21 protein-coding genes are annotated in these 20057 nt (G+C 72.7%); 7 read left to right on the top strand and 14 right to left on the bottom strand.

What is annotated here, in order from left to right; genetic code table 11:
* The first annotated feature begins 40 nt into the window (after window positions 1-40).
* Window positions 41-1057: an alcohol dehydrogenase catalytic domain-containing protein gene (locus I5Q34_RS08755; protein ID WP_199891617.1), complete on the top strand. Its 1017-nt coding sequence runs from the start codon at window positions 41-43 to the stop codon at window positions 1055-1057.
* 50 nt (window positions 1058-1107) lie between these two features.
* On the opposite strand, the gene I5Q34_RS08750 is transcribed toward I5Q34_RS08755, so the two are convergent.
* From I5Q34_RS08750 to I5Q34_RS34505, 3 genes are read right to left on the bottom strand one after another with little or no spacing between them, the layout of a single operon-like run.
* Window positions 1108-1629: an N-acetyltransferase gene (locus I5Q34_RS08750; RefSeq protein ID WP_199891768.1), complete on the bottom strand. Its 522-nt coding sequence runs from the start codon at window positions 1627-1629 to the stop codon at window positions 1108-1110.
* Between the two features lie 29 nt (window positions 1630-1658).
* On the bottom strand, window positions 1659-2384 hold the full coding sequence (locus tag I5Q34_RS34510) for a hypothetical protein (protein WP_234428619.1): 726 nt from the start codon (window positions 2382-2384) through the stop codon (window positions 1659-1661).
* 10 nt (window positions 2385-2394) lie between these two features.
* Window positions 2395-2784 carry a hypothetical protein gene (locus tag I5Q34_RS34505; RefSeq protein WP_234428618.1) on the bottom strand — a complete coding sequence of 130 codons (390 nt, stop codon included), beginning with the start codon at window positions 2782-2784 and terminating at the stop codon, window positions 2395-2397.
* Between the two features lie 229 nt (window positions 2785-3013).
* Between I5Q34_RS34505 and I5Q34_RS08740 the strand changes: the two genes are divergently transcribed.
* Both I5Q34_RS08740 and I5Q34_RS08735 read left to right on the top strand, forming a co-directional pair.
* Window positions 3014-3277 (top strand): hypothetical protein, encoded by a 264-nt coding sequence (locus I5Q34_RS08740; protein WP_199891616.1) that lies wholly within the window; start codon window positions 3014-3016, stop codon window positions 3275-3277.
* On the top strand, window positions 3271-3507 hold the full coding sequence (locus tag I5Q34_RS08735) for a hypothetical protein (protein ID WP_199891615.1): 237 nt from the start codon (window positions 3271-3273) through the stop codon (window positions 3505-3507). Before I5Q34_RS08740 ends, I5Q34_RS08735 begins: the two co-directional genes overlap by 7 nt.
* A 64-nt stretch (window positions 3508-3571) precedes the next feature.
* Here I5Q34_RS08735 and I5Q34_RS08730 read toward each other — a convergent pair whose 3' ends face one another.
* The 6 genes from I5Q34_RS08730 to I5Q34_RS08705 all read right to left on the bottom strand — a co-directional run bounded on the left by I5Q34_RS08730 (window position 3572) and on the right by I5Q34_RS08705 (window position 10658).
* Complete coding sequence (locus tag I5Q34_RS08730; RefSeq protein WP_199891614.1) at window positions 3572-4102, bottom strand: GNAT family N-acetyltransferase; 531 nt, start codon at window positions 4100-4102, stop codon at window positions 3572-3574.
* Between the two features lie 266 nt (window positions 4103-4368).
* Window positions 4369-6330: an FAD/NAD(P)-binding domain-containing protein gene (locus I5Q34_RS08725; protein ID WP_277965706.1), complete on the bottom strand. Its 1962-nt coding sequence runs from the start codon at window positions 6328-6330 to the stop codon at window positions 4369-4371.
* Between the two features lie 19 nt (window positions 6331-6349).
* Window positions 6350-7084, bottom strand: coding sequence for a class I SAM-dependent methyltransferase (locus I5Q34_RS08720; RefSeq protein WP_234428617.1), 735 nt, complete (start codon window positions 7082-7084; stop codon window positions 6350-6352).
* A gap of 8 nt (window positions 7085-7092) precedes the next feature.
* The gene (gene pabB, locus I5Q34_RS08715; RefSeq protein WP_277965705.1) at window positions 7093-9276 is read right to left on the bottom strand and encodes an aminodeoxychorismate synthase component I; all 2184 of its coding nucleotides are present in this window, start codon (window positions 9274-9276) and stop codon (window positions 7093-7095) included.
* 127 nt (window positions 9277-9403) lie between these two features.
* Window positions 9404-9736 carry a helix-turn-helix transcriptional regulator gene (locus tag I5Q34_RS08710; protein WP_199891613.1) on the bottom strand — a complete coding sequence of 111 codons (333 nt, stop codon included), beginning with the start codon at window positions 9734-9736 and terminating at the stop codon, window positions 9404-9406.
* A 40-nt stretch (window positions 9737-9776) separates the two neighbouring features.
* Window positions 9777-10658, bottom strand: a complete 882-nt coding sequence (locus I5Q34_RS08705; protein ID WP_199891612.1) for a TIGR03620 family F420-dependent LLM class oxidoreductase — start codon at window positions 10656-10658, stop codon at window positions 9777-9779.
* Window positions 10659-11031: 373 nt separating this feature from the next.
* Between I5Q34_RS08705 and I5Q34_RS08700 the strand changes: the two genes are divergently transcribed.
* On the top strand, window positions 11032-11994 hold the full coding sequence (locus I5Q34_RS08700; RefSeq protein ID WP_234428616.1) for a VCBS repeat-containing protein: 963 nt from the start codon (window positions 11032-11034) through the stop codon (window positions 11992-11994).
* A 49-nt stretch (window positions 11995-12043) separates the two neighbouring features.
* On the opposite strand, the gene I5Q34_RS08695 is transcribed toward I5Q34_RS08700, so the two are convergent.
* A complete protein-coding gene (locus tag I5Q34_RS08695) occupies window positions 12044-12802 on the bottom strand; it encodes a class I SAM-dependent methyltransferase (RefSeq protein ID WP_199891610.1) in 759 nt (252 codons plus the stop codon).
* 139 nt (window positions 12803-12941) lie between these two features.
* Here I5Q34_RS08695 and I5Q34_RS08690 point away from each other — a divergent pair, with 139 nt between their 5' ends.
* Complete coding sequence (locus tag I5Q34_RS08690; protein WP_199891609.1) at window positions 12942-15383, top strand: SpoIIE family protein phosphatase; 2442 nt, start codon at window positions 12942-12944, stop codon at window positions 15381-15383.
* On the opposite strand, the gene cynR is transcribed toward I5Q34_RS08690, so the two are convergent.
* Window positions 15329-16258 (bottom strand): transcriptional regulator CynR, encoded by a 930-nt coding sequence (cynR, locus tag I5Q34_RS08685; protein ID WP_199891608.1) that lies wholly within the window; start codon window positions 16256-16258, stop codon window positions 15329-15331. The genes I5Q34_RS08690 and cynR overlap by 55 nt on opposite strands.
* 125 nt (window positions 16259-16383) lie before the next feature.
* Here cynR and I5Q34_RS08680 point away from each other — a divergent pair, with 125 nt between their 5' ends.
* Complete coding sequence (locus I5Q34_RS08680) at window positions 16384-16971, top strand: carbonic anhydrase (protein ID WP_199891607.1); 588 nt, start codon at window positions 16384-16386, stop codon at window positions 16969-16971.
* 47 nt (window positions 16972-17018) lie between these two features.
* The gene (gene cynS / locus I5Q34_RS08675) at window positions 17019-17489 is read left to right on the top strand and encodes a cyanase (RefSeq protein ID WP_199891606.1); all 471 of its coding nucleotides are present in this window, start codon (window positions 17019-17021) and stop codon (window positions 17487-17489) included.
* A 330-nt stretch (window positions 17490-17819) separates the two neighbouring features.
* Here cynS and I5Q34_RS08665 read toward each other — a convergent pair whose 3' ends face one another.
* From I5Q34_RS08665 to I5Q34_RS08655, 3 genes are all read right to left on the bottom strand, one after another.
* Window positions 17820-18308, bottom strand: a complete 489-nt coding sequence (locus I5Q34_RS08665; protein WP_199891605.1) for a glutathione peroxidase — start codon at window positions 18306-18308, stop codon at window positions 17820-17822.
* Between the two features lie 106 nt (window positions 18309-18414).
* Entirely contained in the window at window positions 18415-19242 is an 828-nt protein-coding gene (locus tag I5Q34_RS08660; protein ID WP_199891604.1) for a Tellurium resistance, read from the bottom strand.
* Between the two features lie 100 nt (window positions 19243-19342).
* Complete coding sequence (locus tag I5Q34_RS08655) at window positions 19343-20032, bottom strand: transglycosylase SLT domain-containing protein (RefSeq protein WP_199891603.1); 690 nt, start codon at window positions 20030-20032, stop codon at window positions 19343-19345.
* Window positions 20033-20057: the final 25 nt, after the last annotated feature.

The raw sequence follows: 20057 nt of genomic DNA, 5'->3' as shown, positions 1-20057 counted from the left end.
CCGCTTGAACAAGCCGCTTGAACAATGAGGTGTGAGGTCCATGCACGCGATCACATTGGACAGTCCGGCACCGCTCGCCGAGAAGCCTCTCCGGTGGCGGGAGGTGCCCACACCCACGCCGGGGCCGGGACAGCTGCTGATCGAGGTGACGTCCTGCGGCGTCTGCCACTCCAACCTGCACGTCATCGAAGGCGATTGGGCCGCCAACGGCATCCCCGCCGTCAGCCCGATCACCCCGGGACACGAGGTGACGGGCACGGTCGCCGCGACCGGGGACGGGGCCGAGGGGTTCGCCGTGGGCGACCCCGTCGGCGTGCAGCCGCTGTGGTGGACCTGCGAGCACTGCGCGTACTGCGCCTCCGGCCGGGAGAACCTCTGCCATCAGCGCCGCATCACGGGCGAGCACGTCAACGGCGGCTACGCCGAATACATGCTGTCGTACGCGGCCCACACCTACCACGTGCCCGACGGGCTGGACCTCGTCGAGGCCGCACCGCTGTTCTGCCCCGGCGTCACCGCCTTCGCCGCCGTGGAGAAGCTCGACATCGGCCCCGGAAAGACCGTCGGCGTGTTCGGGCTCGGCGGCGTGGGACACATGGTGGTCCAGTTCGCCCGGCTGACCGGCGCCGACGTGGTCGCCGTCAGCCGCAACGCCGACCACCTCGCGGTCGCGCGGGAACTCGGCGCGTCCCGCACCGTCGACACCACCGCCGAGGACCCCGCCGAGGCACTCGCCGGCTCGCTCGACGCCGCGATCACCTTCGCGCCGTCCGACACCGTCACGGCCCGGGCCCTCCGGGCCCTGAGATGGGGCGGGACGCTCGTCGCGGGCGTCCCGCTGTCCGTCCAGGGCTTCCCGTTCGACAAGGAACAGGTCATCAAAACAACGGTCATCGGCACCCGTGCACACATGAACGCCGTGCTCGCCCTCGCCGCCGACGGCAAGGTACGAACCGTCGTCGACCGCTTCCCCCTGTCCGAAGCCGCCGAAGCGCTCGCCATGCTCGCCTCGGGCCGCCTGCGTTCGCGGGCCGTACTGGAGGCGCGGAGCCTCTAGCGGCATCGACCGGTCGTTACATCCACGCGCGCGAGGCGACCGCCACGTTTTCAGCGCAGGTTGAGCAGCATCACGTCATGCAGCACTGCGCCTTCCCACGGCCGCGCCTCGCCGACCTTACGGTATCCCCACGCTCGGTAGGCGGCCGACGCCGGCTTGCTGTCCTGGCGCACGTTGAGCAGGGCCCGCTCGGCCTCGGTGCCCTCGAGCAGGGCCTCGTGCAGACGGCGCGCAATGCCTTGCCGGCGCCATGGTCCGCGTACGGCGAGTTCCATGAGTCCGAAGGTGCGGTGTCCGTCCTCGCGGCGCATGTCGTCGGGTACGGGCTCGGTCAGCTGGTCCCACCAGCCCGTGTTGGGGCCGAGCGGATAGCCGTACGCCATGCCGACGGGCTCGTCGTCCTCGGTACGGGCCAGGGTGGCGCGGAAGGTCGGTTTGCGCGTCTGGGACCGGAAGCGTCGGAAGGTGGCCACCACATCGTCCGAAGTCTCGTTGTACGGGGGTTCCGCGAACGCCTCGGCGTAGACCAATCTGAACGCGGCTTCGGCCCGCGCGGCGGCCGGCCCGTTCATGTGCTCCACGGTGATCGGCGCTGGCTCTGTCACGCGAAGCTCCCTCGGATGCGCTCTCCACACTCGCGGGCAGTGGCGCTGTCGATGCCGACAGCCACCCGCCGAAACTCCCGGATCTTGTCCAGCAATCGCGGCGAGGCGATAGCGCCGCATGCGTCGAGCACGGCGGCCATCTCCGCGCACGCTTCCTCGACTTCCCCGGCTTCCAGGAGTACCCGCGCGAGCTTCACCCGGTACGAGGCACTGTTGCGAGCGAGGTCGCCGCCCATGGCGCGCACGGCGGCCCGGAGGAACGGAACAGCGCGTCCGGGCTGCTCGGCCCGTACGTACATGTCCGCCGTCGCGTAGTCGATCTCGAACGGGCCGACGAACCGGGCCCACTTCGGCACCTCGACATCCGTGTCTGCGCGCCCCTGGTGATTGACGGCCCGGCTCAGCGCCCGGCGTGCCCCGGAGAGGTCTCCCGTGTGGGTGGTCACGTTGGCATCCCGCAGGGCGATCACCAGGCGCACCGTGTGCCCGGCTCCCGCCCGCATGGCGATCCGATAGGCGTTCTCGACCACGCTCGCGGCCTCCCAGACCCGGTCTGCCTTGATCGCGAGGAGTACGAGTGTCTCCAGCACGGAGACCTGTAGCAGGGGGTCATCGACGAGCTGTGCCGCTGCGAGGGCTTCCATGCAGGCGGCGCGCCCTTTACCGATGCGTCCGCCGTCGTAGCCGTACCAGGCCCGGTGACCGTGCAGCTCGGCGAGCATGGTCTGCAACTCACGACCGATCCGGCTGGTGTACGAGGCTTCGGCGAGGGCGCCCGTGATCTCGCCCTCGATACGGTCCGCCTGCGTCGGCCACGAACGTCCTTCGCCTCACCTCCCCAGAGGCACTGACCGGCACCGAGACCGTCACGCGATGTTGGGGGACGCTGAAGCCCATCTCGACGAGCGGGACACCGAACATCGCTTCCAGCACGATCTGTTGACCCGGGTGAGGGAGCGGCGGAGGAGTCTCGCGTTCCCAACGGCGCAGCTGGCGCACGCTGACGGAGGCGTCGACGGCGAGACGCGCGGCTTCCTCGGCGAACGCCTTCACAAAGGACTCCTGCGTATACCCGGCAGTCTGCCGTAACCGCGCCAGCCCGCTTACGGCCTTGCCCGTCATGAGCTTCCCCTCACACCGGTCGTCTTCCTCTCTCACCGTAGCCACATGGTCCCCTCGGCGGGCGAAAACGTCCGCCCAAACGTCCGGTCCCTTGACCCCAGGAGTGCCCGCCCAGACGGTGCACTGGGTCATGCACGACGCCAACCCCTGATTCGTCAGGCGCACCAGCGGTGTGCTCGGAATCTCCCGCGCGACGCGACGGGCGCAAACTACTCCAAGGAGGTAGCCGGTGGGTGAGGAACGCCCTACCGCGTTCACGGTGGACCCGTCGGGCATGGCCCGATGGGTGCCCACGCCCGGCATGCTGGTCAAGGACACCTCATGCGACCGCGTGGGCATGGCGATTGCGTGGGACGGAGAGCAGGGCAAGGTCACCTTGAGACCGCTAAGCGGCGGCGATATGTGGCACACCGCCACCTATCGCCCCGCCAACCGCACTGATCAGCTCAGGGTCCGCGTCTCGATGCTCAACCACCGGGGGTACACATGCTGAACCCCACGCTGCCCTTGCAGCACGTCAGCGGACCGTCCGTCTACCCCACGCAGGATGAATGCGGCATCTGTGGCCGGTTCCGGAGCGCGATCAATGGAACCGTCGGACGCATCCAGTGGGCCCAGGTCACCGGCGCGACCACCGAACTCCGCGCGGCCCGAAAACAAGAAGCGGAGTACCGGAAGGGGTGGGCCGACCACCTCTCGCGGCTGCCCCACAAGGACAGGTGACAGCCACCCCGAACCTCTGCCTCTCCGCCGAAACCACGGCACCTGCTGACGCCAGGGCGGTTCGTCAGGAAGTGCCGGTCGTGCGGGCCGCGCGGCGGAGGCGGGTGCGGGCCGGGTCCCTCGGGGGGTGGGGGGCCGGGGGAGTGGGGCGGGTGGGGTCGGAGCGGACGAAGAGGGTCACGGTGACGCCCTCGGTGAAGCCGTTGCGGCGCATCATGTCCGCCGACGCCTTGTTGTCGGCTTCCACGTCGGTGATGATGCGGGAGGCGCCGGCGGCGAACAGGGCGTCGCAGCACCGCTGGACGAGCGCGCTCGCGATGCCCTTGCCGCGGGCCCGTTCGTCGAGGGCGATCCACTCCAGGTAGCCCCAGTCCTCGCGTTCGTCGTAGGAGAGCGAGCCGAGGACGAAGCCGAGCAGCCCCTCGTCGTCCATGGCGACCCAGCACGCCTCCGGCTGCGCGTCCCAGTGCTCGGCGACGCTGGACAGCGACCATGAGGTGTAGGGCATCGCGTTCACGTCGTAGGCGCGGTAGCCCAGGTTCAGCACGGCATCCAGATGGGACAGCCGCATGGGGACGATCTCGGCGTGATCCATGAATCATTCCTGACATAGCTGGCGAAAACCGGAGTGAACGTCACCGGCGTCGCCACAGTACGGCAGTGGTGAGGGAGAAGAGCAGCAGGTTTCCGACGCTCAGCGCCGAGTCCGGCCGGCCGTACCCATCGTGTTCCCGGGGGCGGCGGCGCGGGCGGCGTGGATAAGGGCTTCGGCAATGTCGATGACGACGTCATGGCTTACCTTCCGGATAGGATCAAGTAAGTTAGGTAAGCCTAGCCTAATTTCTGGCGACGGAGGAGGTGTTACGGCACGACCGCCCGTTCCCCGAACGGGCCCTCCGGCCATAGGCGTTGCCCCAGCCCCAGCTCCACCGACAGGCACTCCCGCGCGATCGCGTCCGCGTCCCCCAGGATCACCGAATCCACCCCCGGCCGTATCCCCGCCGCCGTCGCCCAGTGCACCGTCTCCGTCGGCACCCCGAACGCGAACCGGTACGGATGCGGCTGCCCCGCCGCGTCCACCAGCCGGTACGGACGCGGCGTCACCATCAGGCCCCCCGTCTCCACGTGCCCGTCCCGGCCGGTCGGGATCAGATACGGCCGGCACGCCCCCCGCGCCCGCAGGTCCCGCACCAGGGGATCGGTCGTGCTGCGCACGTCCACCTCCGGCAGCCGCGCCTCCACCAGCGTCGTCACCCGCCGCCCCGAGCCGGGGACCGCCGCGGAACTCACCTCGAACCCCTCCCGCACCGGCACCACCCGCATCCCCGGCCCCACCATCTCCACCGTGCCCGCCTCGACCAGCGCGATCAGCTCCTCGATCCGGCTCGGTGGCGGACCGATCGACAGGAACGCGTTCAGCGGCGTGAACCAGGTCTGCAGCTCGTTGCGGTACGACTCCCCGGTGATCCCCGCGTGGTCCACCGCCAGCCGCACCTCGTTGCGCAGGTCCCGCAGCACGTCCAGGGCGGCCTTCAGCGGACCGTCCACATTGCCCCGGCGCGCCTCGGCCAGGTCCTCGCGCAGATAGCCCAGCAGCCAGTCCTGGTAGGCCGCGGGCCCCGCGAACTCCCGGTCCCCGTACGGCCGGCAGACCCGCTCCCAGTCCCACGCGTCGTCCCGCACGATCCCGAACCGCTCCAGCACCCGCTCGTCCACCGGCGTGCCGAACGGCTGCCGCACGTACTCCTTCAGAAACGCCTCCCGCTCGGCCCGCCGGGCCCGCTGGGCCAGCAGCGTCGAGAAGTAGACGGCGGTCACCTCCCGGTCGATCAGCGGCCACACGTCCCGGCTGAACTGGATCTGCTCCCCCTCCCGCCGCCGGCGCCGCAGCGCCGCGATCCGCTCCTGCGTCAGCACCACCGGCCGGTGCCGGCCGAACGCCCCCTTCTGGTTCTCGCCGCGCGCGTGGTACGGCACCCCGCGCCGCGACCCCGCGAACAACCGGGGCTCCCCGCCCGACGGCCGGTAGCGCAGCCGCCCGCCCGCCCGGTGGAACGAACCGCCCCGGCCCACCGTCAACAGGGCCAGATAGTCGAAGAAGTTGAGCCCCAGCCCGCGCAGCGCCACCCGCTCGCCGGCCACCACCGCCCCCAGGTCCGCCTCGGCCGGACTGGCCGGCGGCAGATAGCCGAACCCGTGCCGCCCCGCGTGCTCCAGCAGCACCGCCTCCTCCGGACCCCCGGCCGCCGGCATGTCCAGGTGCCCCTGCGCCAGGACCACGCAGTCCGCCAGCAGCCGCGCCCCCGTGTCCAGCGTCACGACCTGCGCGGCGCCCTCCGCCTCCGTCAGCCGCACCGCCCGGTGCCGGTGCAGCCGGATCGTCACGTTCCGCGGCGCCGTGCGCACCAACAGGTCGAGCACCCACGTCAGATAGCGGCCGCAGAACGCCCGCGACGGATACGACCCCGGGCCCAGCTCCGCCGCCTCCGCCCGCACCCAGCCCGGCACCGCGCCCCGCGGCCCGTCCGGCACCACGCGCTTGGCCCAGTCGTACAGGCTCGGCCCCGGCCGGATCGGGCCCTCGCAGTTGACGCTCGGATCGGTGAACATCGTCACCTGCGCCGCCACCGTGTTCATCAGCAGCTCCTGCGGCTGCGTGCTGCGCCACACCCGCCCGCCGGTGCCCAGATAAGGATCGACGACGTGGACGACGGCCCGCCGGCCGGACGCCCCGGCGTTCGCCGTCAGCCGCTCGACGACCGACAGCCCGCGCGGGCCGGCCCCGATCACGGCGATCGTCCTCGCCCGGCCATCGTCCACCACGACCCTCGCTTCCGTACGGCTAACGGCAGATCATGAGGGAGCTGCGGGGCGCCCGCTGGTAGTCCTCCCAGAACGCGGCGTCCCAGCGCTCGTCGGGCGGCGGCGTCCGCGTCGACCGCCACCGCACCTCACCGAACCCCGCCTCCCGCGCGGCCCGTTCGTAGTCCGAGCGCTGCCACTCGTAGTACGCGAACGGCATCGGCGGATCCGACAGGAACTCCATGCGCATCAGCGGCGCCTCCCCGCCTGGAACGCGCTCCACCAGCCGCGCGCCGGTCGCGCCGTGGGCCTCCTCCAGGAACAGACCGGTGTTGGGGACGACCGCCAGCAGCGTCCCGTCCGGGGCCAGATTGGCCCGGACCGCCGCGAACATCGCGCGCTTGACGGCCCGCGTGGGCGCGTAGTTGAACAGATAGCTCGCCGTCGCCACCGCGAAGCTGCCGAGCACGGGCAGCGCGGTCGCGTCCGCCACCACGTACTGGATCCCCCTGGGATCCTTGCGCTCCAGGGCCCGGGCCAGCCGCACCATCTCCGCGGAGACGTCCACCCCGATCACCGGGGCGGCACCCCGCCCGGCCAGCAGCCGGGTGATGTCCCCGTGTCCGCAGGCCACGTCCAGCGCCGGCCGCCCCCGCAGGTCGCCGCAGGCCCGGAGCGCGTCGAGGAGGGTGAAGGAGTCGGCGACGCAGAACGCCGCGTTCTCCTTCATCTCCGCGTACCGCCGCCCGATCACGTCGTACTGGGTCTTGTTCATGAGCTGCCTCACCTCGTGCGGACGGGACGGGTCGTGCGGCGGACCGCCGCCGGGGCGGTGCCGGCGGCCGCCGCCGTGCCCTTCTCCGGCAGCGCCTGGACGGTGGCGGCGGCCTTGAGCAGGATCTCGGCGTACTCGGCGGCCGGATCGGAATCCAGCAGGATCGCACCGCCCGTCCCGGCGGTCAGGACGCCGTCGTGCAGGACGGCCGTGCGGATCACGATGCTCAGGTCCGCCGGGCCCGAGGCCGACAGATATCCCAGCGCCCCCGAGTAGATCCCCCGGGGCCGTCCCTCCAGCCCGTCCAGGATCTCCAGCGAACGCAGCTTCGGCGCGCCCGTCATCGACCCCCCGGGGAAACACGCCCGCACCCCGGCGACCGCGCCCACCTCCGGGCGCAGCCTGCCCCGGACCGTCGAGACCAGCTGGTGGACGGTGGCGTAGCTCTCCGTCGCCAGGAACTTCGGCACCTCCACCGTGCCGACCTCGCACACCCGGCCCAGGTCGTTGCGGAGCAGATCGGCGATCATCAGGTTCTCGGCACGGGTCTTGGGGTCCTCCCGCAGCGAGCGGCACAGTGCCTCGTCCTCGGCCGGGTCGTCGCTGCGCCGCGCCGTGCCCTTGATCGGCTTGCTCTCCACGGTCCGTTCGCGGTCCACGCGCAGGAACCGCTCCGGGGAGGCGCTGAGCACCCACGTCCCCCCGAAGCGCAGCAGCGCGCCGTACGGGGCCGGGTTGAGCGCCCGCAGCCGGGTGAAGTAGGCGACCGGGTCGTCCGGCGCGGGCAGGGTGACCGTGTTGGTCAGGCACAGCTCGTAGCTCTCGCCGGCGTACAACTGCCGTTGGCACTCGGCGATGTCGGCGAGGTAGGTGGCCTCGGGGCGGGCCAGGGCCGATTCGGCGCGGCGGGTGGCGGCCCGGACGTCGGGCGGGCGCGCGGGCGCGGACGGGCGCCGGGCGTGCGGCAGTTCGCGCACCGCCCGCGCGGTCGTCTCCAGCCAGTCCTCCGCCGACTGCGGCTCGCCCGGCTCCTCCGGACGGCACAGCGCCACCAGGTAGGTGCGCCGTTCCTGGTGGTCGACGGCCAGGAAGCGGTCGCAGAACAGCCACTGCGCGTCCGGCGCGGGGGCCCGGTGGCCGTGCGGGGAACCGCAGTCGGCCCGCAGCTCGTAGCCGAAGTAGCCGACGTAGCCCCCGGCGAAGTCGAAGGGCAGGCCGTGCGGCGGGGCGACGGACCGGACGCGCAGCCGCTCCTCCAGCACGTCGAAGACGCTGCCGGGACAAGTGGTGGTGACCCCGCTGCCGTGCCGGACGGTCACCCGCCCCTCGCCGGCCCGGTAGGTCAGCAGTTCGCCGAGCGGACCCGAGGCGTCGCCGAGGAAGGAGAATCGGGAGAGGCCCTCCTCGACATGGGCGCTGTCCAGCCAGAAGACCGGGTCGCTGTCACGGTACAGGGCCGTGAACGCGGCGCGGGTGTCGGTCTCCCCGGGCAGGACGGCGTACTTGACCTCCAACGGCGGTGCGCCGTCGGTCCGTTGGGGCGGTGTGCGGCGGGGGGCCGTACGTCTCGTCGTCGTCCTCGGGGGCCGTGGCGCGGCGCGCGCCAGGGAACGGAAGTTGTCCATGAGCCGCGCGCCGTGCTCCGACGCCACCGACTCGGGGTGGAACTGCACGCCCCACCAAGGCCGTTCGCGGTGGGCGACGGCCATGACCACCCCGTCCTCGGCCCGCGCGGTCACCCGCAGCTCGTCCGGCACCGGCTCGTCCAGGCACAGCGAGTGGTAGCGCACCGCCGTGAACTCCCGGGGAATGCCCGCGAAAAGCGCGTCGCCGGTGTGCGTGACGGTGGTGAGGTGCCCGTGCCGCGGCCGCGGCGCCTGCACCACCGCGGCCCCGGCCTCCGCCCCGAGGCCCTGGTGCCCCAGGCACACGCCGAGCACCGGGATGCGGCCGTCGAGCAGGACGTCCCGGGAGCGTCCGAAGTCGCGTTCCGTACCGGGGCGTCCGGGGCCGGGGGAGATGACGGCCGCGTCGTAGGAGCGGAGGCCGAGGCCGGCCCATGCGGGGTCGTCGTTGGTGAGGACGTCGGGTTCCGTGCCGTATTCGGCGGCTATCAGCTGGAACAGGTTGTAGGTGTAGGAGTCGTAGTTGTCGACCAGGAGGACTTTGATGGCGGGCTCCCAGGTTCGCACCGGACGGGGGACCCTGGCTGGGTGTCCCCTCGCCCCCGCTTCAAAAGCGGACGGAGCCCCGTCCATACGGATGGGCGCACGGCGTCGGTCGTTCGCCACGGCCGGGTTGCGCCCCCGGCCGGGGCCCCTAGAGTGTGCGGCCGAGCGTCGCGACGAGCTCGGCGATGCGCCGCTCGTCGCGCTTGTAGTGCGTCCACTTGCCCACGCGCGTCGCCGTCACCAGGCCCGCACGCTGCAGTTCGGCCAGGTATGCCGAGACCGTCGACTGCGCCAGCCCGGCCTTCGCCTGGAGGTGGCTCACGCACACCCCCACCTCGGCCGGGTCGGCGATGGCGTGCTCGGCCGGGAAGTGCCGCTCGGGCTCGCGCAGCCACTGGAGCATCCGCAGCCGCGTCGGGTTCGACAGCGCCCGCAGGGCGTCGATCAGGGCGGGGTCCGGGGAGGGCGCGGTGTCGGACATGTCCCCAGCGTACCGTCGATTCGCGGAGCGTCGATGCGGATCAGGCCCCGCCGCCCCCGGGCAGTAGCGCCTCGCCGAGCGCCCGCCAGTGCGGCATCGCGGAACCGCCCGGCGCGGTCCCGATCACCTGCACGGCGACATGGTCGGCCCCGGCCCCGACGTGGGCGCGCAGCTTGCCGGCGACGGTGTCCACGTCGCCCCAGAACACGAGGTCGTCGACGAGCCGGTCGCTGCCGCCGTGGGCGAGCTCCTCCTCCGCGTAGCCGAGGCGGCGGAACTTGGCGAGGTTGTACGGGGTGGCGAGGTAGGGCCCCAGGTGCTCGCGCGCGGCCGCGCGGGCCCGGCCCGGATCGGACTCGAACAGCACCGCGTGCTCGACGGCGAGGAACGCGTCCGGCCCGAGGATCTCCCGCGCCTGCGCGGTGTGTTCGACGGTGACGTGATAGGTGTGCGCCCCGGCGGCGCGGTCGCGGGCCAGCTCCAGCATCCTGGGCCCGTACGCGGCCAGGACGCGGTGCGTCGCGGGGCCGTCCGCTCCGTACGCGTCCAGCTCGTCGAGGTACGCGGCCATCGCGGCGAGCGGCTTCACCCCCGGCCGCTTCGCCCCGCCGAACCCCAGCCCGAGCACGTGCCGGCCGGGATAGGCGTCGGCCAGCAGCCGGGCGGCGCCGTATGCCGCCGAGGCCTCGCGCGGCCAGATCTGCGCGATGCCGTTGACGATGTGCATCCGCTCGGTGCAGGAGAGCAGGTACCCGGCCTGGGTGAGCGCCTCCCGCCCCCCGGCCTCCGGGAACCAGAACGCCCGCCAGCCCCGCTCCTCCAGCTCCCGCACCGACTCGCGCATCCGCGCGGCCGGCAGGTGCTCGAAGTCGAAGGTGTAGATCCCGTACGTCCCGAGATCCAGGTCGTCGATGGCGCCCATGGCAGGTCCCCCTCGTGTGCGTCGTGCTCGCTTGCGTTGCGCTCGCGTGCGTCGTGCCGCCGGCCGGAACACCGGTCGGGACGTATCTGAATATCGCAGAATCTCGATATGAAGCGCAAGTGGGGCGCCGTGGCCCGCCGAGGCTGCCGGCCGCAGATGGATTCCGAGCCGTATGGCGTGAACTGGCTTGCAATCAAAGGGAATTGCCAAGGGTTCGTGAGTAGTGGACGGTTGAATCACGTCGTTCACCCGTGGAATCAGGCCGTTGGAGCTCCCTCGGCGAACCGCAGGTACGGGAAGCGCCCCTAGCATCGTGCGCGGCGCCCGGGAACTTCCCGGGCACATGTGTCAGGGAGGTACTCCTGTGCGCACCATGAAGGCAGCCGTAGCCGCACTCGTCCCGCTGGCCCTGGGGGCGGCCCTCGCCCTCCCCGCGACGGCCTCGGCCGCCGGCCCGGACCGGTCCCAACAGGCCGGTTCCGCCGCGGCGTTCGGCAACTTCCTCCTGCAGACCGGCACCCCGCTCCACGAGACCGACGACACCTTCGCCACCACGACCACCGACTGGGACCGCGACGGCCGTCCCGACCTCGTCGCCGTCAAGAAGAGCAACACCGGCACCCGCAGCACCGAGGTGCACATCCTCTCCGGCGCGAGCGGCTTCCAGCGCTTCAGCCTCCAGACCGGCACCGCCCTCCACGAGACCGACGGCACGTTCGCGTTCGCCTTCACCGACTGGGACCGTGACGGCAGACCGGACCTCGTCGCGGTCAAGAAGAGCAGAACGGGCACCGGCAGCACGGAAGTCCACATCCTCTCCGGCGCGAGCAACTTCCAGCGCTACATCCTGCAGACCGGCACGGCGTTGCACGAGACGGACGACTCGTTCGACTTCGGGGTGGCGGACTGGGACCGTGACGGGCGTCCGGACCTGGTGGCGGTGAAGAAGAACCGTACGGGCACCAACAGCACCGAGGTGCACATCCTGTCCGGCGCGAGCAACTTCCAGCGCTACAGCTTCCAGACGGGCACGGCGTTGCACGAGACGGACGACTCGTTCGAGTTCGGGGTGGCGGACTGGGACCGTGACGGGCGTCCGGACCTGGTGGCGGTGAAGAAGAACCGTACGGGCACCAACAGCACCGAGGTGCACATCCTGTCCGGCGGCAGCGGCTTCCAGCGCTTCGCCCTCCAGACCGGCACCGCCCTCCACGAGACCGACCGGACCTTCGAGTTCTCCGTCGCCGACTGGAACCGCGACGGCCGTCCCGACCTCGTCGCCGTCAAGAAGAGCGACACCGGCACCCGCAGCACCGAGGTCCACATCCTCGGCTGACCCCCGCGCACCCGGCAGGCCCTCCCGCGGATCACGGCCCGGGAGGGCCTCAGCGCGGCTTGCGGGCCTCGATCAGCACCCGCGAGGAATGCGCCACGAACGGCCCCTCCGTCCGGATCCGTTCGTGCAGCGCGCGCAGCCGCTCGCCGTACGCCCCGACCGTGAAGCCGGGCACCGTCCAGATCACCTTCCGCAGGAAGTAGACCACCGCGCCCACGTCGAAGAACTCCATGCGCAGCCGCTCCACGCGCACGTCGACGACGTCGAGGCCCGCGGCCCGCGCCGCGGCCGTCTCGTCGTCCGGGTGGCGCTTGCGCCGCGCCTCGGGCTGCGGGCCCAGGAAGAACTCGACGAGCTCGAAGACGGAGGCCGGGCCCACGTGCTGGGCGAAGTACGTGCCGCCGGGGCGCAGCACCCGGGCGATCTCCGCCCACCACACGGTGGCCGGGTGCCGGCTGGTGACCAGGTCGAACGCACCGTCCGCGAACGGCAGCGGCGGCTCGTCGGGGTCGGCCACCACGACGACGCCCCGCGGGTGCAGCAGGGCCGTCGCCTTCGCGACGTTCGGCGGCCAGGACTCGGTGGCGGCCATCGTCGGCGGCAGCCGGTCCGCCCCCGCCAGGACCTCACCGCCGCCGGTCTGGACGTCCAGGGCGGACGCGACCCGCGCGAGCCGTTCGGCCATCAGCCGCTGATAGCCCCACGAGGGGCGCTCCTCGGTGGCCCGGCCGTCCAGCCAGGAGAAGTCCCAGCCGTCCACGGAGACGGACGCCGCCTCGGCCACCAGATCGTCGAAAGTACGTGACATACCACTGTTTCTATGGCAAAGACCGCAGCTCAGCCACCGATTTTCCGCGCCTGCCGACGGGGCCGGAAACCGCCCCCGAAGCGCGCGCCGGCCGCGCACCCGGCACTGTGGAAGGAGTGGCCGCGGAAGGAGGCCGGCGATGGCGGACGGACCGATGACGCTCTTCGGCGAGAGCCCGGAGGACCCGTTCTCGGCCGCACACGCCGCCCTGGCCGTCGTGGACCACCGCGGCGTCGTCACCGGCTGGGGCGCCCGTACCGAGGACCTGCTGGGCCACCGCGCCGAGGACGTGATCGGCAAGCCCGCCGCCGGGCTGCTCGTCGCCCACCGCGACCTGGACGACGTCGCCCGGGCCGCCGCCGACTGCGTCCGCGGACACGGCTGGTTCGGCGTCGTCCCGCTGCTCCACCGCGACGGCCGGCGCGTCCACGTCGGCATCCGCGCCCGCCGCGTCACCCGGGCGTGCGCGCCCCCCGAATGGTTCCTGGTGGGCGCGGACGCCGCGGAGGTCGTCCAGTGGGAGACCGACCGCTCCGTCCTCGACGGGCTCTTCCGCCGCTCGCCCATCGGCATGGCCGTCCACGCCCCCGACCTCAGCGTCCTGCGCGTCAACCGCGCCGTCGCCCGCATCGCCGGCATCCGCCCCGAGCAGGCCGTCGGCCACCGCACCGGCGACTTCATCGTGGCCGCCGACGCCGAGACCGTCGAGGGCCGGCTCCGGCAGGTCCTGGAGACCGGCCGCCCCATGATCTTCACCGAGCAGTCCTGCCGGCTGCGCTCCGACCCCACCCACGAGCGGTACGTCTCCGTCTCCGCCTTCCGCCTCAACGACCCCGCCGGACGCGTCCTCGGCGTCACCCAGCTCGTGGAGGACGTCACCGAACGCCACCGCGCCCGGCTGCGCCTGGCCCTCCTCAACGAGGCCGGCACCCGCATCGGCACCACCCTCGACGTCGCCACCACCGCCCGCGAACTGGCCGACGTCCTCGTCCCCGAACTCGCCGACTGCGCCTCCGTCGACCTCCTCGAACCCGTCAGCCGCGGCGAGGAACCCTCCCAGGACGCCTTCGGCCCGGTCCGCCGCTGCGCCCTGCGCTGCGTCGTCCCCGGCGCCGAGGCCCTGCTCCACCCCGTCGGCCACCGCATCGACTTCCCGCCGGACAGCCCCCGGGCCCGCTGCCTCACCGAGAAGCGCCCCTTCCTCGTCCCGCACGGCGCCGGGCCCACCGGACTGGCCGCCGTCGCCCGGGAACGCGCGGGCGACGGCCCGGACCCCGGCATCCACTCCCTCATGCTGGTGCCGCTCGTCGCCCGCGGCCTCGTCCTCGGCCTCGCCGTGCTCTGGCGCGCCGAACGGCCCGAGGCGTTCGAGGCCGACGACCTCACCCTCGCCGGGGAGTTCGCCGCCCGCGCCGCCGTCTGCATCGACAACGCCCGCCGCTACACCCGCCAGCACCAGGCCGCCCTCTCCCTGCAATGGCGGCTGCTCCCGGCCGAGGTGCCCGACCTGCCCGCCGCCGAGGTCGCCCGCCAGTACATCCCGGCCGGCGCGGCCGAGGGCGTCGGCGGCGACTGGTTCGACATCATCCCGCTCTCCGGCGCCCGCGCCGCCTTCGTCGTCGGCGACGTCATCGGCCACGGCATCGACGCCGCCGCCACCATGGGACGGCTGCGCACCGCCGTCCACACCCTGGCCGAGCTCGACCTCGAACCCGAGGAGGTCCTCTCCCACCTCGACGACCTCGTCCACCGGCTCGCCGCCGAACAGGAGGCCGGCAGCCACGACTTCCCCAACGACCAGGTCACCGGCGCCAGTTGCCTCTACGCCGTCTACGACCCCGTCTCCCGCCGCTGCGTCCTGGCGCGGGCCGGCCACCCGCCGCCCGCGCTGGTCACCCCCGACGGCGAGGTCACCTTCCCCGACCTGCCCGCCGGGCCGCCGCTGGGCCTGGGCGGCCTGCCCTTCGAGGCCGCCGACCTGGAACTGCCCGAGGGAAGCGTGCTGGCCCTCTTCACCAACGGACTCCTCCAGCCCGCCGCCCCGGGCACCGACGTCGACACCGCCCTCGCCCGGCTGGCCGGCCAACTGCGCGCCGACGACCGGCCGTTGCCCGAACTCGCCAAGGCCGTCGTGGACGCCCTGCTGCCCGCCCGCCCCCTCGACGACGTCGCCCTGCTCCTCGCCCGCACCCGCGTGCTCGGCCCCGAACGCGTGGCCACCTGGACCCTGCCCTCCGACCCCCGCGCCGCCTCCAGCGCCCGCAACCTGATCGCCGGCCGGCTCGCCGCCTGGCAGCTCGACGAACTGGCCTTCGCCACGGAACTGGTCGTCAGCGAACTGGTCACCAACGCCTACCGCTACGCCGACGGCCCGGTGACCCTGCGCCTCATCCGCGGCCACAGCCTCATCTGCGAGGTGTCCGACACCAGCAACACCTCCCCCCACCTCCGCCGCGCCCGCAGCACGGACGAGGGCGGCCGCGGCCTCTTCCTCGTCGCCCAGCTCACCGAGCGGTGGGGGACGCGCTACGAGCGCGAGGGCAAGACGGTGTGGGCGGAACAGCCGTTGCCGGTGTCGTAGGCGCTGCCGATGCCGTAGGCCAGGCGCGCGAAGGCGCGCGCGGCCGCGCTGCGGTAGGCGTCGGTGCGGCTGAGGAGGGTGACCGTGCGGGTGGGGAGGGCGGGGGAGAGGGGGACGGGGGCGAGGTCCGGGTGGTCGCGGGCGATGGCGTCGGGCAGGACGGTGGCGAGCGGGCCGTGCCGGACGATCTCCGTGAGGGCCTGGACGGAGTCGGCCTCCACCGCGATGCGGGGGCTGACGCGGTGCTCCTCGAAGTAGGCGTCGATATGGGCCCGGGTGGCGAAGTCAGCGGTGAGCAGGGCGAGTTGCCGGTCGTCGAGATCGCTCACGGGCAGCGGGCCGCCCTCGGCGCGGCCGGTGCCCGTGACCAGGCTGAGGGTCTCGGTGAACAGGGCATCGGCGGTGATCCCCGGCAGGTGCGGGCCGGTGAAGGCGATCCCCAGGTCGAGGTCGTCCGCGAGCAGCCCGGCCTCGATGCGGTCCTGGGTCATCTCCCTGACGGTCAGCGTGATCCCGGGGTGCCGGGCGTGGAGTTCGGCCGTGAGCGGCCCGACGAGGTAGGCGGTGAAGGTCGGGGTGACCGCCAGCCGCAGATGGCCGCGGGAGAGGTCCTGCACGTCGTGGACCGCGCGTTCGGCGGCCGCCAGGTCCCGCAGGGCGCGGCGGGCGTGGTGCGCGTACGCCTCGCCGGCGTCCGTGAGCCGTACGGCACGGCCGGTGCGGTCCAGCAGCTGGACCCCCAGCGTCCGCTCCAGCTGTTTGACCTGCTGCGAAAGCGTCGGCTGGGAGATGTGCAGGTCCTCGGCGGCGCGGGTGAAGTTGCCGTGCTCGGCCACGGCGAGCAGATAGCGCAGGTGTCGCAGTTCCAGGGCCATGCCGGCAACTATAGACCGCACCAATGGCAATCATGGTTACTGTGTCTTGGACTCTATAGGCCCAGGTCATGCATGGTGGATCTCGCCGGCCCCCACAGGACGGCAACCACCGAAGGGAGCGACCCATGACCGACCTCGCCGAGGGCCTCGCCCGTTTCCAGCGGGACGTCTTTCCGGCCAAGGAGGACCTGTTCGCCCACCTGGCCACCCACCACACACCGCACACGCTGTACATCGGCTGCTCCGACGCCCGCGTCGTCCCCGAGCTGATCACCGGCTGCGAACCGGGCGACCTGTTCGTCATCCGTACGGCGGGCAACCTCGTCCCCGCCTACGCCCCCGGCGCCAACGGGGTCACGGCGAGCATCGAGTACGCCGTCACCGTGCTGGGCGTGACCGAGATCGTGGTGTGCGGACACTCGGCCTGCGGCGCGATGACCGCCCTGGCCGAGGGGCACGACCTCAGCGCCGCGCCGGTGGTCGCCGGCTGGCTGCGGCACGCCGACGCCGCCGTGGCCCGTACCCCGGCCGGCGACGTGGCGGCGCTGGTGCGCCACAACGTGCTGGCCCAGCTGACGAACCTGGCCACCCACCCGTCGGTCGCCCGCGCCCTCGCGGAGCGGAAGGTCACCCTGCGCGGCTGGGTCTTCGACATCGCCACCGGCGGCGTCGAGGAACTGGACACCGCAGCCGACCGGGCCTCCGCGGCCTGACCGCACCACACCCTCCCTTCCTCAGTATCCACCGAAAGGAAATCACCATGCTGCACGCCCAGTTCGACCCCACCGCCCGCCAGGCCCTGGCCGCCCAGGCCGTCGAGGCCAAGACCCGCAAGGACCTCTCCTGGCAGCAGATCGCCGACGCCTCCGGCCTGTCGGTCGCCTTCACCACCGCCGCCGTCCTCGGCCAGCACCCCCTGCCGGAGGACTCCGCCCAGGCCGTCGCCGAGCTCCTCGGCCTGGACGAGGACGCCGCGATGCTGCTGCAGACCGTCCCGACCCGCGGCTCGATCCCCGGCGGCATCCCCACCGACCCGACCATCTACCGCTTCCACGAGATGCTCCAGGTCTACGGCACCACCCTCAAGGCGCTGGTCCACGAGCAGTTCGGCGACGGCATCATCTCCGCGATCAACTTCAAGCTGGACGTGAAGAAGGTCGCCGACCCCGAGGGCGGCGAGCGCGCCGTCATCACCCTGGACGGCAAGTACCTGCCGACCAAGCCCTTCTGACACACGCCGCAGACGTGCCCGGGGCGGGCCGCACCGGCCCGCCCCCCCCGCGTCCCGAGGAGGTTTACATGGACTTAGTCCAGCGCACCATCGACATAGCCCGGCAGAACCTCGCCGAGGGCGGCCGCCCCCTCGCGCCCCTCAAACTCAAAGACGGCGAGAGATAGGAATAGCACACCTCTTAAGGGGGGCGGGGGGGGGGGGGGGGGGGGGGGGGGCGGGTTGGGGGCGGGGGGGGGGGGGGGGGGGGCCGCCCCCAAAAACCCCCCCCCAAAACCGCGGGGGGGGGGGGCCCCCCGGCCCCCCCCCCCACTCCCGCCCCCCCGGCCGCTACGCGGGCAGCGCCGCCTCCACCGCCGAGACGACCTCCGGCGCGTCCGGCTCGGTGCGCGGGCCGAACCGGGCCGCGACCTTCCCGTCCGGCGCGATCAGGAACTTCTCGAAGTTCCAGCGGACGTCGCCGGTGTGCCCCTCGGCGTCCGCCGTGCCGACCAGCCCGGCGTACAGCGGGTGCCGGTGCTCGCCGTTGACGTCGGTCTTCTCGGTCAGGGGGAAGGTGACGCCGTAGGTCGCCGAGCAGAACGCGGCGATCTCCTCGGCGGTCCCCGGCTCCTGGCCCATGAACTGGTTGCACGGCACGCCCAGCACGGTGAAGCCGCGCGCCGCGTACCGCTCGTGCAGCTGCTCCAGCGCCGCGTACTGCGGCGTCAGCCCGCACCGCGAGGCCACGTTGACGACCAGGACGGCCTTGCCCCGGTACTGGGCGAGGTTCGCGGGCCCGCCGTCGAGGGCGCCGATCTCCACGTCGTGGAAGGACATGTTCGCTCCTTGCTGCCGGTGTCGGTCTCGGTGTCGGTTTCCAGGGGCATCATCTCCGGTGCCTCCGGTGCGGCTGTGGCAGGGGTCCGCTCGGGTGCGCCCCCGGCTATCCCCGTTTGTGGCCGCGCGCCCAGCGCATCCCCCACCCGTACAGCCGGTCCAGGTCCGACTGGTAGCCATACACGTACGTGGCCTCGCGCCGCACAGTCAGGTGCCCGTGCCGGTTCTCGATGAGCGCCACGGCGCACGAACGGGCCTGCGGCATCCGCTCGTTGAGCTCGACGGCGAACTGGTGGCCGTCGGGGAGGTAGAACGTCAGGACGCTGTCGATCCGGCCGAAGACCGGGGTGCGGTCCACGTTGTAGACGAAGACCAGCATCCGGCGGAACTCGTCGCGCTTGTCCAGGTTGATGAAGAGCGTCTCGCCCGTCGGGCCGCCGAACCGGCTGTCGCCGCTCAGGGAGATGTAGGGCGGCCGGTAGAGGTCGCCGTGGAAGTCGCCCAGCGGCTGGACGACGCCCTTGGTGCCGTCGGTCAGTTCGTAGAGGCAGGCCAGGTCCAGGTCGACGGAGACGACGGCCGGGCCGTGCATCTGGGCGGACGGGCCCAGCGGGGAGAACAGGGCGCGCAGCAGCCCCGGGCGGCGGTCCCCGACGGGGTCGGCGTGCATGCTCCAGGTGAGGTTGACGCGCAGGGTGCCGCCGGTGGTGCCGTGGTTGGTGAGCCAGTCGGTGGGGTGGGCCTTGGAGAGGCGTTTGTGGTGCGGGGTGGCCCACTCGAAGCCGTGCCGGGCCTCCTCGCGGCGGAGCGGCCCGCCGCGCAGGTAGGCCCAGAGGCTGCCGTCGTCCGCGGGCGGGCGCGGGGACGGGATTCCGGCGGACGGGCTCGTACCGTCCGGTTCGGGGCGGCGGGACCGGTGCGGACGTCGGCGCATCCTGGCGTACTCCCTCTCGGCGGTGGGTGCGCCCGGCGGGCGGGCGCACCCTGAGCAACGCCGGAGGGCGGCCGGGGGTCATGGGCGGCCGGGGAGCGGCTCAGCGCTTGAGGGCGGCCTGTGCCTTGTCCCAGTTGCCGCGCAGGGTGTTGAGGTACGTCCTGGCCTGCGGCCCGGGGCGGGCGCCGCGCGCGAAGGCGGCCATGTTGCCGGCGCCGGTGTTGTAGCCGAGGGCGAGCAGTTCGTCCTTGGTGTACCCGTCGGGCAGCTGCGCGGGCAGCTGCGCGGGCAGCTGCCGGGCGAGGTCGTGCAGGTACCAGGCGGCGGCCCGGACGGCCAGGGCGGGGTCGTCGGGGAGATCGAACCAGCTGCGGTCCGCGAACGGGCGGCCCCGCTTGGTCTCGTCGTAGGCGGCCCGGTGCATGTTGGCGATCCCGAACGCGGAGTCCGGCTTGATCTTCTGCCAGGAGCGTTCGAACTCGGGGTCGTGCGGCTTGTACGCCTCGTTGTAGAGGATCGCCATCACCAGGCGCGGGCTGACCCCGGCCTCGCGGGCGTACCGGTCGACCTGCGGGGCGTAGCGGGCGGGGTCGTAGCGGGACGACCCGTCGGCCGGCGTGGCGCTCGCGCCGGGCGAGGCGGTGCCGGAGGCCGCCGGCCGGCCGGCCTTGCGGTCCGCGCCGCCGTCCGTGCCACCGCCGGAGCCGCCGCTTCCGCATGCGGTCAGACCGACCGCCGCCAGGGCGGCCGCCGCCGCGAGCCGCGTCGCGGCCCTGCGCTGGTTCCTCACGTTCTTCCTCCTGATCCGCCGCCCG

The sequence above is a fragment of the Streptomyces sp. AV19 genome (assembly GCF_015999245.1).
Taxonomy (GTDB): domain Bacteria; phylum Actinomycetota; class Actinomycetes; order Streptomycetales; family Streptomycetaceae; genus Streptomyces.
Note: the sequence above shows the minus strand (reverse complement) of the source record. Positions and strands in the feature narration are given on the sequence as shown.

Coding starts and splice junctions, on each gene's coding strand:
- I5Q34_RS08755 (WP_199891617.1), top strand. CDS start 41: ATGCACGCGATCACATTGGACAGTCCGGCACCGCTCGCCGAGAAGCCT.
- I5Q34_RS08750 (WP_199891768.1), bottom strand. CDS start 1,629: ATGAACGGGCCGGCCGCCGCGCGGGCCGAAGCCGCGTTCAGATTGGTC.
- I5Q34_RS34510 (WP_234428619.1), bottom strand. CDS start 2,384: ATGCTCGCCGAGCTGCACGGTCACCGGGCCTGGTACGGCTACGACGGC.
- I5Q34_RS34505 (WP_234428618.1), bottom strand. CDS start 2,784: ATGACGGGCAAGGCCGTAAGCGGGCTGGCGCGGTTACGGCAGACTGCC.
- I5Q34_RS08735 (WP_199891615.1), top strand. CDS start 3,271: ATGCTGAACCCCACGCTGCCCTTGCAGCACGTCAGCGGACCGTCCGTC.
- I5Q34_RS08730 (WP_199891614.1), bottom strand. CDS start 4,102: ATGGATCACGCCGAGATCGTCCCCATGCGGCTGTCCCATCTGGATGCC.
- I5Q34_RS08720 (WP_234428617.1), bottom strand. CDS start 7,084: ATGAACAAGACCCAGTACGACGTGATCGGGCGGCGGTACGCGGAGATG.
- I5Q34_RS08710 (WP_199891613.1), bottom strand. CDS start 9,736: ATGTCCGACACCGCGCCCTCCCCGGACCCCGCCCTGATCGACGCCCTG.
- I5Q34_RS08705 (WP_199891612.1), bottom strand. CDS start 10,658: ATGGGCGCCATCGACGACCTGGATCTCGGGACGTACGGGATCTACACC.
- I5Q34_RS08700 (WP_234428616.1), top strand. CDS start 11,032: ATGAAGGCAGCCGTAGCCGCACTCGTCCCGCTGGCCCTGGGGGCGGCC.
- I5Q34_RS08695 (WP_199891610.1), bottom strand. CDS start 12,802: ATGTCACGTACTTTCGACGATCTGGTGGCCGAGGCGGCGTCCGTCTCC.
- I5Q34_RS08690 (WP_199891609.1), top strand. CDS start 12,942: ATGGCGGACGGACCGATGACGCTCTTCGGCGAGAGCCCGGAGGACCCG.
- cynR (WP_199891608.1), bottom strand. CDS start 16,258: ATGGCCCTGGAACTGCGACACCTGCGCTATCTGCTCGCCGTGGCCGAG.
- I5Q34_RS08680 (WP_199891607.1), top strand. CDS start 16,384: ATGACCGACCTCGCCGAGGGCCTCGCCCGTTTCCAGCGGGACGTCTTT.
- cynS (WP_199891606.1), top strand. CDS start 17,019: ATGCTGCACGCCCAGTTCGACCCCACCGCCCGCCAGGCCCTGGCCGCC.
- I5Q34_RS08665 (WP_199891605.1), bottom strand. CDS start 18,308: ATGTCCTTCCACGACGTGGAGATCGGCGCCCTCGACGGCGGGCCCGCG.
- I5Q34_RS08660 (WP_199891604.1), bottom strand. CDS start 19,242: ATGCGCCGACGTCCGCACCGGTCCCGCCGCCCCGAACCGGACGGTACG.